A 14,571-nucleotide genomic window follows, 5' to 3' on the forward strand; every position below is an offset into this window, starting at 1 on the left:
AGATGATTTAGTAAGGAAGCGATTCGTAATAATCGCAATTACGCCTCAGTAATATTATTGCGAATCGTTCTCATTTGTGTTGACGCACTCATTAAGGGTGCGTACGATCTCACCATTGCTGCATGAGGCGTCGCGCACCGAATCAGCTATGAGCGGATGTGTCGCCGTCGGCTTCGCAGGCGGATGGCCAGCTCAAAGTCGATACAACACAAATAAGGATTTCGATGAAGTTCGCCCAATCCAGAGGACGCTCGTCACACGCAGGTCTGATTGAGCATGCTACTCCGCGCAGTCGCGCGGCACGCAAGCTGCGCCTGCCCACCTTGCGCCATGTTGCCTTTTACACGGCACTCGGCTGGGCCTCGCTGATGACGTCCACCGCGATGGCAGAGGCCAATCCGGACGCGGTGCCGAACGAGGCGCCCGAGGCCGACCTGAGTATCCAGGCAAAGCCGGCCGGTCAATGGACCGGCGTGTGGACCCGCGAGACGCTGCTCGGCGATATTGGCGGCATCCGCCCCTGGCTTGGCAAATACGGCATCACCTTCGGCCTGACGGAGACCAGCGAATACCTCGCGAACCTGCGCGGCGGCCTGCATACCGGCGGCACCTACGACGGCCTCACGACCGCCACCGTGCAACTCGACACCCAAAAGGCATTCAACCTGCCAGGCGGCGTGTTCAATGCGAGCGCCATGAATATCCATGGCCAGAATCTGAGCGAGGACAACCTCGGCACGCTGAACACGGCGAGCGGTATCGAAGCACAGGACACGACGCGTTTGTGGGAACTCTGGTATCAGCAGTCGTTCCTCAACAAGCGGGTGGACGTCAAGATCGGGCAGCAGAGTCTCGACCAGGAATTCATCACCAGTCAAAACGCCAGCCTGTTCGTCAATACGATGTTCGGCTGGCCGGCCTTGCCTTCCTACGACATGCCGTCGGGCGGCCCGGCCTATCCGCTCGCGGGTCTCGGCGTGCGGGTGCGCGGCCAGATCACGCCTTCGCTGACAGCGCTGGCGGGCGTATTCGATGGCGACCCGCTCGGCAACGATCCGGACAACATCAGCGGCACCAACTTCAATCTGCATAGCGGCACGCTCTATATCGGCGAGCTGCAGTATGCGATCAACCAGCCGGCCGACGGCGAAATGGTCGGCATGGGCGGCGGCGGCCTGCCCGGCACATACAAGCTCGGCTTCTGGTACAACAACAACACCTTCCCGGACGGCGGCTTCGGCAGCACCGGCCTCGCAACGGTCAACAACCCCACGCTCCATCACGGCACCTACAGTGTTTACGCGGTGGCCGACCAGATGGTGTGGCGCCCCGACCCGGACGAGCCGCGCAGCCTCAACGTGTTCGCCCGCGTGATGGGCGCACCCAATGCGCAGAACGAAGTGAGCCTCGCCGCCAATCTCGGTGTGGTGCTGAAGGCGCCGTTCAAGGGACGCGACGACGACAGCGTCGGCCTCGCGCTGACCTACATCAAGATCGGCAGTTACCTGCACGATCTGGATGAAGCAACACGTGCCGCCATCAACGGACCTTACGGAGTCCGTACCAGCGAAACCACGCTCGAAGCGACCTATCAGTACCAGGTCACGCCGTGGTGGCAGTTGCAGGCCGACGCCCAATACACCTTCAATGCTGGCGCCGGCCAGAACCCGGTCGATCCGACGCAGTCGCTGCGCAACACGTTCGTTGTGGGCGTGCGCACCAACATCACGTTCTGACCGGCCTCATCAACACGGATACACGCATTCGATCATGACCGCATTCAACGCTTCACCCGCAGCCACGCGGAAAACCCCCCGGGAAAATACGCTCTACCCGGCGCGCGCCTTGCGTTCGCTGATCCTGATGACGGCCGCCGCGGCATCGCTCTTCACCGCCGGCAGCGCCTACGCCGACCCGCAAGGCTTCCTCGAGACGCTGCATCACCACACCACGCTCATCAACACGGTGCCCGACAACGGCGACCAGAACCCGTACGCAATCGTCGTGGCGCCGGTCGCGGCCGGTACGGTGAAAGAAGGCGACGTGCTGGTCGACAACTTCAACAACTCCACCAACCTGCAGGGCACCGGCAGCACCATCGTCGACTATCACCCGGATACGAAGCAGATGACGCTGTTCGCGACGATTCCGCGCGATCTGAAAGAGTGCCCCGGCGGGATTGGCCTGTCGACCGCCATGACGATGCTGAAGTCCGGCTGGGTGATCGTCGGCAGCACGCCGAGCAACGACGGCACCACCGGCACCAAAGGCGCCGGCTGCCTGATCGTGCTGGACCCGCAGGGCAAGGTCGCCTCGACCATCGTGAGCACCAACATCAACGACCCGTGGGGCAACATGGCCGTGGTCGACAACGGCACCAGCGCCACGCTGTTCGTCAGTAACGCGGGCTTCGGCGTGGGCGGCGCGGACGGTACCCCGCCGGTGTTCAAGCAGGCTACCGTGCTGCGTCTGGACCTCGACATTCCGGCCGGCAAGCCGCCCGTCGTAAAGAAGGAAACCGTGGTCGGAAGCGGCTACGGCGCACAGGCAGACAAGGGCGTGTTCCTCGTCGGACCGACCGGCCTCGCGCTCTCCACCGACCAGAATCTGCTGTACGTCTCGGATGCGATCGGCAATCGCGTCAACGTGATCGAAGATCCGATGACGCGCGACACCAGCGCGGGCGTCGGCCGCCAGCTGAGCGCCGACGGCCTGCTGCATCGCCCGCTCGCCATGGTCACCGCGCCGAACGGGCATCTGCTGGTCACGAATGCGTTGAACGGCCAGGTGGTCGAAATCGATCCGGCCAGCGGCAAGCAGCTGTACGCACGCTGGATCGACACCGACAAGGCGCAATCGCCGCCGGGTAACGGCGACCTGTTCGGCATCGCGATGACGCCCGCCGGCGACGGCTTTTACTTCGTGCAGGACGACGTGAACACGCTGGTGCTGGCGAAGTAACCGAAATACACGCGAACCCGGCTAACCCGCAGCAGACATGTAATACCCGTAACACTCAGCAGGTATGAAACATCATGGCAGACGATAAAAATCCCCCCACGCGGCCAGACCGGCGCGGCTTTCTGAAAGCGGGCGGAGCGGCGGTCGCAGCAGGCGCGAGCCTCGGCGCGACCGGCGTCGCGCAAGCCGCTCTCAGCAAGACGCAGCCGCACGCCGCCGACCCGTACCTCGCGGTCGAACCGTTCTTCGCCGAGCATCAGGCCGGCATTGTCACGCCGCAGCAGTCGCACACGTACGTCGTCGCGCTCGATCTGACCACGACCAAACGCGAAGACGTGATCGGCTTGCTGCGCACGTGGACCGACGCCACCGCGCGCATGACGCAAGGCTTGCCCGCGGGCGCGTTGCCCGGCGCCGACGGTAAGGCCGCGCCGGATTCCGGCGACGTGCTCGGCCTCGGCCCGGCAGGCCTGACGGTGACCTTCGGCTTCGGACCAGGTTTGTTCACGTCCGAAGGCAAGGACCGCTACGGCATCGCGAACCGCCGCCCGGCGGCGCTGGTCGATCTGCCGCGTTTTAACGGCGATCAGCTGATCGCCGAAAAAACCGGCGGCGACATCTTCATTCAGGCCTGCGCGAACGACGCCCAGGTGGCCTTCCACGCGGTGCGCCAGCTGGTGCGCCAGTGCTACGGCATTGCGCAGATGCGCTGGGGCCAGGCCGGCTTTCTGTCCGGTCCGCGCGGCCAGACTCCGCGCAACCTGATGGGCTTCAAGGACGGCACCAACAACCCGTCGACGCAAAAGCCCGCGCTGATGAACCAGTTCGTCTGGGCCAACGGCGCCGACGCAGCGTGGATGCAAGGCGGCACGTACACCGTCGTGCGGCGCATCCGCATCACGCTCGAACACTGGGACAACACCGAAGCCGACTTTCAGGAACAGGTGTTTGGCCGTCATAAGTACAGCGGCGCACCGATCGGCAAGAAGAACGAATTCGACCCGCTCGATCTCGACGCACAGGACAAGGACGGCAACCCGGTCATTGCAGAGAACTCGCACGTGCGCTTGTCGAATCAGGCGACCAACAATGGCGCGCAGATTCTGCGCCGCTCGTATTCGTATAACGACAGCACGAATTTCTACATCGAGCGCTGGCCGCCATGGCGTCAGGAAACGGAGTACGACGCGGGGCTGATCTTTATCGCTCACCAGAGCGACCCGCGCAGCGGCTTCATTCCCATCAACACCAAGCTCGCGAAGTTCGACATGATGAACCAGTTCACGACGCACGTCGGCAGCGCGGTGTTCGCGTGCCCGCCGGGCGCGCGGCAGGGTTCGTACATCGGTGCGGGGTTGTTCGAAGCGTAAGTCCGGGCGCCGCGCGTGGCGCCGGACAGGCAGGTTAGCTGGACGCGCGACCGGCCCGCGAGTGGCATCCAACCGGTGTCGCTTGCGGGCCGCCGTGCACGAAACAAGATCGACAAACATCACAAAAGGAAGTTTGAATCATGACTCATTCCTGGCTTGGCACTCGCCTGCGTGCAGTGGGCAGCGCCGCCGCTCTCACGCTGGCAACGCTCGGCGCCGCACCGCTCGCCGCACACGCCGCCTCGATCACGCTCTATAGCGCGCAGCACGAACAGGTTGTCAACGCGCTTGCCAAGGACTTCGAACAGGAGTCCGGCATCTCCGTCAAGATCCGCACCGGCGAAGGCCCGGCGCTGGCCGCCCAGCTCGTCGCCGAAGGCTCGGCCTCGCCGGCTGACGTGTACTTCACGGAAAACTCGCCGGAACTGATGCTGCTCGAAGAAAAGGGCTTGCTCAGCAAGGTGGATCCGTCGACGCTCGCCACGATCCCCACCCGCTTCGATTCGCCGGCCGGCGTCTGGGTGGGCGTGACCGCGCGCGAAAACGTGCTGGCCTACAACACGACCAAACTGCAGCCCGCGCAATTGCCGCAATCGCTGTTCGATCTGGCCAAGCCCGAATGGAAGGGCAAAGTCGGCATTGCACCGAGCGACGGCGACTTCCTGCCGCTCGTGAGCGCCGTGCTCGCGCTGAAGGGCGAAGCCCAGACGCTCGACTGGCTGAAGGGCCTGAAGGCCAATGCGCAGATCTTCGACGACGACGAAGGCGTCGTGGCCGCCGTGAACCGTGGCGCCGTCGCCACCGGTCTGATCAACAACTACTACTGGGCGCGCCTGCATGCCGAGATTGGCGACAAGGCGACCCGCAGCGCGCTCTATCACTTCCCGAACGGCGATGCCGGCGCGCTGGTGAATGTGTCGGGTGCCGCGGTGCTGAAGTCGGCGCATAACGCCGACGGTGCGCAGAAGTTCCTCGCCTATCTCACGAGCGAGCGCGCACAGACCTTGATGGCAAAGGGCCACGTCGACTTCGAATATCCGCTGCACTCGGGCGTCGCACCGGATCCGATCCTCAAGCCGTTCAACGAACTGCAGCCGCCGGCACTCACGGTGCAACAGCTCGGTGACGACAGCCAGGCCGGCAAGCTGCTGCGTCAGGCCGGATTGCTGTAAATGAGCGACGCCGTGTCAGCCGTTCATCCGGCTGTTGCTTCGGCACCGGCGCGCGCCCGCCGGCGCGCGCCGCGTGGTTTGTTTGCGGCCGCCCTGGTGAGCGCGCTGCTGGTGTTGCTGCCGCTCGCCTTCACGGCGTGGCGGGCGGCAAGCTTCGGTCTCGACGAAGCGGTCGAATTGATCTTCCGGCCGCTGGTCGGCGAATTGCTCGTCAATACGCTGACCATCACCGTTGCGACGACGCTTGCTTCGGCAGTACTGGGCACCGCGGTTGCATGGTTTGTGGAACGCACGCATTTGCCGGGGCGCCGTTTCTGGGCCGTGGCGGCCGCTGCGCCGCTGGCCATGCCTGCCTTCATCACGAGTTATGCGTGGGTCTCGTTCAGCCTCGATCTGCAGGACTTCAACGGCGCATTGCTGGTCCTCACGTCCGCCTATTTTCCGCTCGTCTATCTGCCGGTGGCCGCCGCCTTGCGCAGCATGGACCCGGCCCTCGAAGAAAGCGCCCGCGCGCTCGGCTGCGGCCGCTGGGCCACCTTTATGCGCGTGGTGTTGCCGCAACTTCGTCCGGCGCTGCTGGGCGGCATGCTGCTGGTCGCGCTGGGCGTGATGTCCGAATTCGGCGCGTTTACGCTGCTGCGTTTTCGGACCTTCACGACGGAAATCTTTGCCGAATACCGTACCAGTTTCGACGGGCCGGGATCATCGCTGCTGGCCTGTCTGCTGATCGTGATGTGTCTGATCGTGCTCGCGTTCGAATTCCGCGTGCGCGGTGCCGCGCGCTATGAGCGCGTCGATCGCGGCACGCGCCGCGCCGTGCTGCGCTACGAACTGGGCGCGTGGCGCTGGCTCGTGGCAGCGGCCTTCGTCGCGCTCACCGTGGCGACGCTGGGCGTGCCGCTCGGCATGATCGGTTACTGGCTGACCCAACCGGGCGCGGCCGCCGTCACGCCCGCCGACGTGTCGCCCGAACTGCTCCTCGACGCCACGCTTTCGTCGCTCGGCTTCGGCCTCGCGGCGGCCGTGCTGACCACCCTGCTGGTGATACCGCTCGCGTTCCTGCTGGTGCGCTATCCAAGCCGTATCGCGACGCTGTTCGAGCGCACCGTGTTCCTCGCGCAAGGCATTCCCGGCCTCGTGATCGCGCTCGCCATCGTGTCGCTGGCCGTGCATGCGTTGCAACCCCTTTATCAGAGCGCGAGCTTGCTGGTGATCACCTACGCGATCCTGTTTCTGCCGTTCGCGCTGGTGAGCGTGCGTGCCGCGCTGATGCAGGCGCAACCGCGTCTCGAGGAAACCGCGCGCGCACTCGGGCTAGGCTGGTCGCAAACGCTGCTGCGCGTGCTGCTGCCGCTCGCAGGGCCGGGGCTGGGCGCCGCCGCTTCGATGGTATTCATCTCGGTGGTCACCGAACTCAACGCCACGCTGCTCCTCTCCCCCATCGGCACGCAGACGCTTGCCACCCAGGTCTGGTCCGACACGTCGACCATGGCGTTCGCCGCCGCCGCGCCGTATGCTGCGCTACTGACCGGCATTTCGCTGCTCGCCTCGGGCGTGCTGTTCGCGCTGCTCGGACGCTCGGCGCTGCTCGGCGAACATGATTGAACGCGACTGCCTGAGCGAGCGCGTTGACGCATTCCCCATCGGATTTTCATGAGCGAACTTCGTATCAGCGGCCTGCATAAATCGTTCGACGGCCACCCGGTGCTGCACGGCATCGATCTGTCCGTCGAACGCGGCACGCTGCTCGCCCTGCTGGGTCCGTCCGGCAGCGGCAAAACCACCTTGCTGCGCGTGTTATGCGGGTTCGAGCGGGCCGATAGCGGCACGGTCGAAATCGACGGCCGGCGCGTGACCGGCGCAGGCTTGCATGTGCCCTCGGAGCAACGGCGAATCGGCTACGTGCCGCAGGAAGGCGCGCTGTTTCCGCATCTGTCGGTCGCGGACAACATCGTGTTCGGGTTGCCGCGCACGCAACGGCGCGCGCGGCATCGCGTCGCCGAATTGCTCGAACTGGTCGGCCTGCCTGCTTCGTTTGCAGAGCGTGCGCCGCAGCAGCTTTCGGGCGGACAACAACAGCGCGTTGCATTGGCGCGCGCGCTCGCGCCCTCGCCCACGCTGGTGATGCTCGATGAACCGTTCTCGTCGCTCGACGCTGCGTTGCGTCTGGAAACGCGTCAGGCGGTCGCGAGCGCTTTGGCGGCCACCGGTGCCACCGCGGTGCTGGTCACGCACGATCAATCCGAAGCGCTCTCGCTTGGACATGAGGTTGCGGTGCTATGGCAGGGCAAGCTGATTCAGACGGCGACGCCGGAAACGCTGTACCGCCGTCCGGTGACGCGCGAGCTCGCTTCGTTCGTCGGCGAGGCGGTGCTGCTGCAAGGCGTCGCTACGCGCGACCGGGTGATCTGCGAACTGGGCGAACTGACGCTGTCCGCGCCGGTTGCAAGCGGCGCGGTCGACGTGATGGTGCGTCCGGAACAGATCCGCATGTGGCGCGCAGACGAGACGGCACCGGCTGGCATCGCTTCGTTTGACGCCGTGGTTCAGGAGGTGGTCTTTCAGGGGCAGGACGCCGGAGTCGCGCTGCAGTTGCAATCCGCGGCGCGGACGCTGGTACGCGCACGCGTGCCGGGTTACCGGACGCCGCAGCCGGGCGAGCGCGTCCAGCTGGCCGTTGATGGTGGCGTGACAGCTTATGCGCGGAGTTGATCGAGAGCCGCCACCCTGACTGTGACTCTGACTGTGACTCTGACTGTGACTCTGACTCGGGCGGCAGGCGACAGACGGTGCGCGGTGCCTCGCAGCCGCGTACCTCAGGTCCACTCAAGCCGATGCGGCCGCCGATGCGCCGCGCACCTGCGCCCGCACCGACAGATCCTGAATCATCTGCGCAGCGAGGTAATCGCAAGTGGGCCGGTCGGATTTGGCGCTACGCGCCACCACGATTTCGAGCGGCTCGATCTTCGGCAAACCCTGCGCTTCACCGAGAATAGCAAGGCGCGTCGGCACGCTGCAGTGCGTCAGCGCGATCACCGCTAAACCTGCATCCACCGTCGCCACGAGGCCGAGCAAACTGGCGCTGCTATACGCCGCACGGTACCGGATGCGCGCGCCGTCGAGCGCGGCGAGCGTATTGGAACGCGCGACGCATCCGGGCTCGTAAAGGCCGACCGGCAACGGCGAAACCGCCAGCACCGGCGTGTCCTCCGATGCCCCCACCCACACCATCGGTTCGCTGCGCACGAAATCGCCGCGCAGCTTGCGATCACGCGTGACGAAGGCGAGGTCGATCTTGTTGTCCGCGAGCATTGGAGCGAGCGCCGTACTTTGCGCGCAGACGATTTCGATCTCCACATGCGGATACAGCTTCGAAAAGCGCCGCAAGACGGGCGACAGCAGCGACGACACGTAGTCATCCGGCGCGCCCAGCACGACCCGCCCGGTCACCTCGGGCCGCACGATCGCCGACCACGCCTCCTCATGCAGGTCGATCACGCGCCGCGCGTATTCGAGCAGCGTATTGCCTGGTCGCGTCAGCGACAGATTGCGCGTGGTGCGGGCAAACAGCGTCGTGCCGAGCATGCTTTCGAGCCGCTTGATCTGCATGCTGACAGCTGCCTGCGAACGATGCACCAGCGTCGCCGCCTTGGTAAAACTGCCCGTTTCGACGACCGCGACGAAGGTGCGCAGCAGATCCACATCGAATTCCGGATGCATGATTTATAAGCCTGACTTATTGAACTTCTCAATTTTATTCGTTTGTCACCATCCCGCAAGTCTTCGATACTCGCGTGCATGGATGTTACGGAGCCGTTTCACATGTCTTTCACCTCGCGCCAACAAGGCGCTATCACACTCGCCAGCGGCGGATTGCTGATGGGTACCATCGGCATCTTCGTCGAGGAAGCCCGTCTCGACGCAATGACGCTGGTGTTCTTCCGCTGCCTATTCGGGTTCCTGGCGCTCGCCGCTTATTGCGCGTGGAAAGGCTTCTTCAGAACTCAACAGTTCACGCGCCGGATGGTTGCGCTGGCGCTGCTGACCGGCGTGCTGATCGTCACGCAGTGGGTCTGGTTCTTCGATGCAATTCATCGCACGGGCATCGCGGTCGCGACCGTCGTGTTCCATGTGCAGCCGTTCTGGGTCGTGCTGATCGGCGCAGCGCTGTTCAAGGAACCTCTGGGCGGCGACCGGCTCGGCTGGATTGCGACGGCGTTTGCAGGACTCGTGCTCGCCTCGGGCGTGGCGACGGCCGGGAATCTGCAGGGACACGCCAGCTACCTGTTCGGCGTGGGCGAGGCGCTCGCCGGCTCGGTGCTGTATGCGAGCGTCACACTGATTGCGAAGAGCCTCGGCCAGTTGCGCCCGCATCTGCTGACGCTCGCCCAGTGTCTGGTCGGCGTAGTGTGCCTGCCGTTCGTGGCGCCGCTCACCGCCGTGCACATCGCGCCGGCGCAATGGTTTTGGCTCGTGGGTATGGGCGTGCTGCATACCGGACTGTCGTACGTGCTGATCTACGGCGCGTTGCCGAAACTCACCACGCCGGTCATCGCAGTGCTGCTGTTCGTTTATCCGGTGACGGCGATCCTGGTGGACGCGGTGGTGTATGGACGCGCGCTATCGGCACCGCAATTGGCGGGTGTGGCGCTGATTGTGATTGCGAGCCTGGGGGTGAATCTGGGATGGCCGCTGGTGTCGATGGTGCGGCGTGGCGACCCGGCGCGGCGTCCGGTCGAGTGACACGGAAGCGGACCCCGGAGCGGACCCGCAAGTACGGGAACCCACCGCCCGCTCCAGAACGAAGCCTATTGCGCGTGACGGCCGGATACCATCCGGCCGTCGCGGCTAATCCAGCCAGCCTGGTGTAACGCGAAGCTTACTGCGGCAACACTTCGCCCTTCGTCTCCGGCGCAAACGGAATGATGAACAACCCGACGACGAACGCCAGCGCGGTCAGCGCAACCGGTACGCCGAGCGTATGCATGTTCAGCACGGCCGCGCCCAGCAGGAAGTTCACGCCAGCCCCGACGAAGCGCCCGAACGAGGTGCAGAACGCAAACGCCGTGGCCCGCACGCGGGTTTCGAACTGCTCGGGCAGCCACAAACTGAACAACGCGAAATTGCCGCCGAAAAAGCCCAGTACGCAGAGCCACGCGATGAACGGCACCAGCCCGTTCGGCATATAGAACGACCAGCCGAAGCTGCCGACAATCGCCACCGCCATTCCGGCGAAGTAAATCGCCAGGGTCTTCTTGCGGCCAAGCCGCTCAGCCAGCGGCGGCAGTGCAAGACATCCGAGCACTGTCGAAATGGACAGCAAGCCCGTCGCGATCGAAGCGGTCTTGATGGCATCCGGCTTGGCCATGCCGGCGCGCGTCGCCAGCTGGATCACCGCGGACGGCTCATACACCGCGCCAGCCCACAAGCCGATGATCGCGATGGTCAGCAGCGCGCACGCCACCCATGTACGGCGCCGGTACACAGGGCCGAGAATCTCGCGCAGCGGCTTGTTGCGGACGGCCTGCCCCTCCGTCTTCTGCCACTTTTCCGGCTCTTTCACGCGCAGCAAAATCAGAATCGCGACGACGACCGGCACCGCGCCCGTCAGGAACATGGCGCGCCAGCCGTAATGAACGCCGATCGTGTAGTTGAGCGCCGCAGCCAGAAAGAAGCCGGCGTAATAGCCCGTCTGCAGATAACCCGCGCCCATCTTGCGACGGTCTTCCGGCCAGGCTTCAGCCACATAGGTACCGGCGAGCGCCCATTCGCCGCCGATCCCCACCCCGGCGATAAACCGGTAAATGGCCAGTTCCCAGACGTTATGCGAGGTCGCCGAAAGGCCCGTAAAAATGGCGAACGTGAAGATGGTGCCGGCCAGCACCTTGGTGCGGCCGAAGCGATCGGCGAGCGGACCCCAGATAAACGACAGCCCCCAGCCGATCAGAAACAGCGCGAAGAGAATCGAGCCGGCCAGCCCGACGTTGGCGGGTGTCGCCGCATAGCCCGAGCGCGGCAGCAGCTCGGTCAATGCGGGTGTGAGGACGAGTGCGTAGATGAACGAATCCATCCCGTCCAGCGTCCAGCCCGCCCAGGCGCCCCAGAAACCTGCAATCTGCGAGCGGTTTAACGGCGTGCGTTTCCGCGCTACATGCGCGCGGTCCGTGATCGAATTCATCTTGCTCCTCCGGCCCTACGGTTGGAATGCCTATGCTGAATAACGAGACTGCGTGCATGCGGCTAATACATCAGCCCTTTCGGCATTTCTGCTGAAAGACTTGAGGCGCGCAGGAAGCGGTCCCGGATCTTCTCCGTTGAATCAGACCCCGGGTTTGCCCTCTGCCCGACGCGCCATTTTGTATATAATATTTGAACCCATGAGCGATGCAACAGATGGTTTTCCCCTGGACGGCGCACCCCGCGCGCCCTTCCTGCCTGTCGCGGCCACGCCGCGGGCGAGCACGTCGCGCGTGATCGCGGACGCGCTGCGCTCGGCAATCGTCGCAGGCACGCTTGCCCCCGGCGCGCCTTTGCGGCAAGACGCCATTGCCCGTCACTTCTCGGTCAGCGCCATTCCGGTGCGTGAGGCGTTGCGCCAGCTGGAAAGCGAAGGGTGGGCGAAGGTCGAGGTGCACAAGGGGGCCACGGTCGCGCCGCTGTCGGCAGAAGAAGCGCGCGAAATCTACGAAATCCGTTCGGCGCTCGAAAGTCTTGCGATTGGCCTCGCCATCCCGCTGCACACCGGCGAAACGTTGCGCGAGTCCGAAGCGCTGTGCCACGCCGCGGAGGCTGAGCTGGATCCGTCGCTCTACGTCGCGCGTAACGAAGCCTTTCATATGAGCCTGTACGCGCCCGCCGCGCGGCCGCAACTGGCAGACATGATTACGACGCTGCATCGCCGCGGCGAGCGCTATCTGCGGCTCAAGTTCGGCTTGCCCATCTACAAGGACGAGTCAGATCATGAACACACCGCGCTGCTCGATGCAGTGCGCCGTCGCGATATTGCCACCGCACGCACGCTGGTCGCCGAGCATCTGCTTGGCAGCGGCGAGCTGCTTTATCGTTTCCTGACCGAACGCGCGCAGGCGGAAGCCGCGCAGGCGAAACTTCACAAGCCGCGCACGCGGCGCGCACGCACACCTACCGGGAGCTGACTGAGTCAATGACTTCACGAGCCGAAATCTCACCGCATGCCGCGACTGCTCCGGCGGCGCGTTCCTGGACCACCTTGCGCGACGAGAAGGCACGGCGGCTCGCTGCCATCGCGCCGTGGATCGAAGACGGCGTGCTGCCCACCGCGCGCATCGTCGATGCGCTCGAAACGCTCATTCGTCCTGGCGACCGCGTCGCTTTGGAAGGCAACAACCAGAAGCAGGCCGACTTTCTGTCGCGCTCGTTCGCCAAGGTCGACCCGCAGAAAATCCACGACGTGCATCTGCTGATTTCGAGCATTGGACGCCCTGAACATCTGACGCTGTTCGAGCGCGGCATTGCGCACAAGGTAGATTTCGCGTTCGCCGGGCCGCAGAGCCTGCGCGTCGCGCAACTGCTCGAAGACGGGCAGCTCGAGATCGGCTCGATCTACACCTACGTCGAGTTGTATGCCCGCATGTTCGTCGACCTGACCCCACAGGTCGCGCTGATCTGCGCGGAGAAAGCGGACCGTCACGGCAATCTTTACACCGGAGCGAATACCGAAGACACGCCGACCATTGCGGAGGCCGCCGCGTTCCGGCATGGCATCGTGATCGTGCAGGTCAACGAAATCGTCGATGAACTGCCGCGTGTGGATATTCCCGGCTCGTGGATCGACGTGGTCGTGCAGGCCGACCGGCCATTTGCCGTCGAGCCGCTGTTCACGCGCGACCCGCGCCATATCGGCGATCTGCAGGTGTTGACCGCGATGATGGTGATTCGCGGCATCTACGAACCGTATGGAATCACGTCGCTCAATCACGGCATCGGTTTCGATACGGCGGCGATCGAACTGCTTCTGCCGACCTACGGCGAAGCGCTCGGCCTGAAAGGCAAGATCTGCCGCAACTGGACGCTCAATCCGCACCCGACGCTGATTCCCGCCATCGAATCCGGCTGGGTCGAGAGCATCCACTGTTTCGGCAGCGAAGTGGGCATGGAGAAATACATCGAAGCACGCCCCGACATCTTCTTTACCGGGCGCGACGGCAGCCTGCGTTCGAACCGGGTGTTGTGCCAGCTGGCCGGCCAGTATGGCGTGGATCTGTTCATCGGGGCGACGCTGCAGATCGATGCGGACGCCAATTCATCGACGGTCACGCGCGGCCGGCTCGCCGGCTTCGGCGGCGCGCCGAACATGGGTCATGATCCGCGCGGGCGTCGTCATGCGAGCGAAGCGTGGCTCAAACTGCTCAAGGATCAGGGTCCGGTATCGCGTGGCCACAAGCTGGTCGTGCAACTGGCCGAGACCTACAAGAAAGGCGGCGAGCCCACCTTCGTCGACGAACTCGATGCGGTTGCCGTCGGTGCCAAAAGCGGCATGCCGATCGCGCCGGTGATGATCTATGGCGACGACGTCAGCCATGTCGTGACCGAGGAAGGCATCGCGCATCTGCATAAAGCCGAGGGCATCGAGGAACGTCGCGCGGCCGTCGCGGCCGTGGCGGGCGTGACGCCGATCGGTTTGCGTGCGAAGCCTGAGAAGACGGCTGAGCTGCGCCGCCGTGGCATCGTCGCCTACCCCGAGGATCTCGGCATCCGTCGCGGCGAAGCGAAGCGCTCGCTGCTGGCCGCGCGCAGCATCGACGATCTGGTCACATGGTCAGGCGGCCTGTACACACCGCCTGCCCGCTTCCGGAGCTGGTAACGATGGCCGCGCCCGCGCTCACGACGGCAGCCGCTGTGCGAATCCCAGGCAAAAGTTCGTGTGGGTTGCCTGTGTCGCCGGGGTGGCCCGCTGCGCGCCCCTCGCGGGTTGAAGCCGACGCGACGGACACGTGGCTCGCACGCCTCGCCGTCACGGCGCTGATCGAGGAAGCGCTGCTCACGCCGAAACCTGCGCTGGTGGATCAGCGCGGCAGCGGCGCGCACCG

At 64.7% G+C, this 14,571-nt stretch carries 11 protein-coding genes and 1 pseudogene; 10 read left to right on the forward strand and 2 right to left on the reverse strand.

Annotated features, from left to right (window positions below):
• The first annotated feature begins 224 nt into the window (after nucleotides 1-224).
• The 6 genes from VGH41_RS11875 (at nucleotide 225) to VGH41_RS11900 (ending at nucleotide 8,215) form a co-directional block, all read left to right on the forward strand.
• Nucleotides 225-1,736, forward strand: a complete 1,512-nt coding sequence (locus VGH41_RS11875) for a carbohydrate porin (protein ID WP_331597625.1) — start codon at nucleotides 225-227, stop codon at nucleotides 1,734-1,736.
• Nucleotides 1,737-1,863: 127 nt separating this feature from the next.
• Nucleotides 1,864-2,961 carry a hypothetical protein gene (locus tag VGH41_RS11880; RefSeq protein ID WP_331597636.1) on the forward strand — a complete coding sequence of 366 codons (1,098 nt, stop codon included), beginning with the start codon at nucleotides 1,864-1,866 and terminating at the stop codon, nucleotides 2,959-2,961.
• Between the two features lie 74 nt (nucleotides 2,962-3,035).
• A complete protein-coding gene (efeB, locus tag VGH41_RS11885; protein ID WP_331597626.1) occupies nucleotides 3,036-4,331 on the forward strand; it encodes an iron uptake transporter deferrochelatase/peroxidase subunit in 1,296 nt (431 codons plus the stop codon).
• A 140-nt stretch (nucleotides 4,332-4,471) separates the two neighbouring features.
• Nucleotides 4,472-5,503 (forward strand): iron ABC transporter substrate-binding protein, encoded by a 1,032-nt coding sequence (locus VGH41_RS11890; RefSeq protein WP_331597627.1) that lies wholly within the window; start codon nucleotides 4,472-4,474, stop codon nucleotides 5,501-5,503.
• On the forward strand, nucleotides 5,504-7,108 hold the full coding sequence (locus VGH41_RS11895; RefSeq protein ID WP_331597628.1) for an iron ABC transporter permease: 1,605 nt from the start codon (nucleotides 5,504-5,506) through the stop codon (nucleotides 7,106-7,108).
• A gap of 48 nt (nucleotides 7,109-7,156) precedes the next feature.
• Nucleotides 7,157-8,215: an ABC transporter ATP-binding protein gene (locus tag VGH41_RS11900; protein ID WP_331597629.1), complete on the forward strand. Its 1,059-nt coding sequence runs from the start codon at nucleotides 7,157-7,159 to the stop codon at nucleotides 8,213-8,215.
• A gap of 114 nt (nucleotides 8,216-8,329) precedes the next feature.
• Here VGH41_RS11900 and VGH41_RS11905 read toward each other — a convergent pair whose 3' ends face one another.
• Entirely contained in the window at nucleotides 8,330-9,223 is an 894-nt protein-coding gene (locus VGH41_RS11905) for a LysR family transcriptional regulator (RefSeq protein ID WP_331597630.1), read from the reverse strand.
• Between the two features lie 102 nt (nucleotides 9,224-9,325).
• On the opposite strand from VGH41_RS11905, the gene VGH41_RS11910 reads away from it, so the two are divergent.
• Entirely contained in the window at nucleotides 9,326-10,246 is a 921-nt protein-coding gene (locus VGH41_RS11910; protein WP_331597631.1) for a DMT family transporter, read from the forward strand.
• A gap of 136 nt (nucleotides 10,247-10,382) precedes the next feature.
• Here the strand turns inward: VGH41_RS11910 and VGH41_RS11915 are convergent, their stop codons facing one another.
• Complete coding sequence (locus tag VGH41_RS11915) at nucleotides 10,383-11,681, reverse strand: MFS transporter (RefSeq protein WP_331597632.1); 1,299 nt, start codon at nucleotides 11,679-11,681, stop codon at nucleotides 10,383-10,385.
• 199 nt (nucleotides 11,682-11,880) lie between these two features.
• On the opposite strand from VGH41_RS11915, the gene VGH41_RS11920 reads away from it, so the two are divergent.
• From VGH41_RS11920 to VGH41_RS11930, 3 genes and pseudogenes are all read left to right on the forward strand, one after another.
• The gene (locus tag VGH41_RS11920) at nucleotides 11,881-12,657 is read left to right on the forward strand and encodes a GntR family transcriptional regulator (RefSeq protein WP_331597633.1); all 777 of its coding nucleotides are present in this window, start codon (nucleotides 11,881-11,883) and stop codon (nucleotides 12,655-12,657) included.
• 8 nt (nucleotides 12,658-12,665) lie between these two features.
• Nucleotides 12,666-14,345 (forward strand): malonate decarboxylase subunit alpha, encoded by a 1,680-nt coding sequence (mdcA, locus tag VGH41_RS11925; RefSeq protein ID WP_331597634.1) that lies wholly within the window; start codon nucleotides 12,666-12,668, stop codon nucleotides 14,343-14,345.
• Between the two features lie 2 nt (nucleotides 14,346-14,347).
• Nucleotides 14,348-14,571 (forward strand): annotated as a pseudogene (locus VGH41_RS11930) (triphosphoribosyl-dephospho-CoA synthase MdcB); the annotation flags it as partial.

It is taken from the genome of Paraburkholderia sp. (assembly GCF_036488795.1).
Taxonomy (GTDB): domain Bacteria; phylum Pseudomonadota; class Gammaproteobacteria; order Burkholderiales; family Burkholderiaceae; genus Paraburkholderia.

Bases quoted from the DNA above. Each gene is read 5' to 3' on its own strand.
- VGH41_RS11875 (WP_331597625.1), top strand. From the start codon at position 225: ATGAAGTTCGCCCAATCCAGAGGACGCTCGTCACACGCAGGTCTGATT.
- VGH41_RS11880 (WP_331597636.1), top strand. From the start codon at position 1,864: ATGACGGCCGCCGCGGCATCGCTCTTCACCGCCGGCAGCGCCTACGCC.
- efeB (WP_331597626.1), top strand. From the start codon at position 3,036: ATGGCAGACGATAAAAATCCCCCCACGCGGCCAGACCGGCGCGGCTTT.
- VGH41_RS11890 (WP_331597627.1), top strand. From the start codon at position 4,472: ATGACTCATTCCTGGCTTGGCACTCGCCTGCGTGCAGTGGGCAGCGCC.
- VGH41_RS11895 (WP_331597628.1), top strand. From the start codon at position 5,504: ATGAGCGACGCCGTGTCAGCCGTTCATCCGGCTGTTGCTTCGGCACCG.
- VGH41_RS11900 (WP_331597629.1), top strand. From the start codon at position 7,157: ATGAGCGAACTTCGTATCAGCGGCCTGCATAAATCGTTCGACGGCCAC.
- VGH41_RS11905 (WP_331597630.1), bottom strand. From the start codon at position 9,223: ATGCATCCGGAATTCGATGTGGATCTGCTGCGCACCTTCGTCGCGGTC.
- VGH41_RS11910 (WP_331597631.1), top strand. From the start codon at position 9,326: ATGTCTTTCACCTCGCGCCAACAAGGCGCTATCACACTCGCCAGCGGC.
- VGH41_RS11915 (WP_331597632.1), bottom strand. From the start codon at position 11,681: ATGAATTCGATCACGGACCGCGCGCATGTAGCGCGGAAACGCACGCCG.
- VGH41_RS11920 (WP_331597633.1), top strand. From the start codon at position 11,881: ATGAGCGATGCAACAGATGGTTTTCCCCTGGACGGCGCACCCCGCGCG.
- mdcA (WP_331597634.1), top strand. From the start codon at position 12,666: ATGACTTCACGAGCCGAAATCTCACCGCATGCCGCGACTGCTCCGGCG.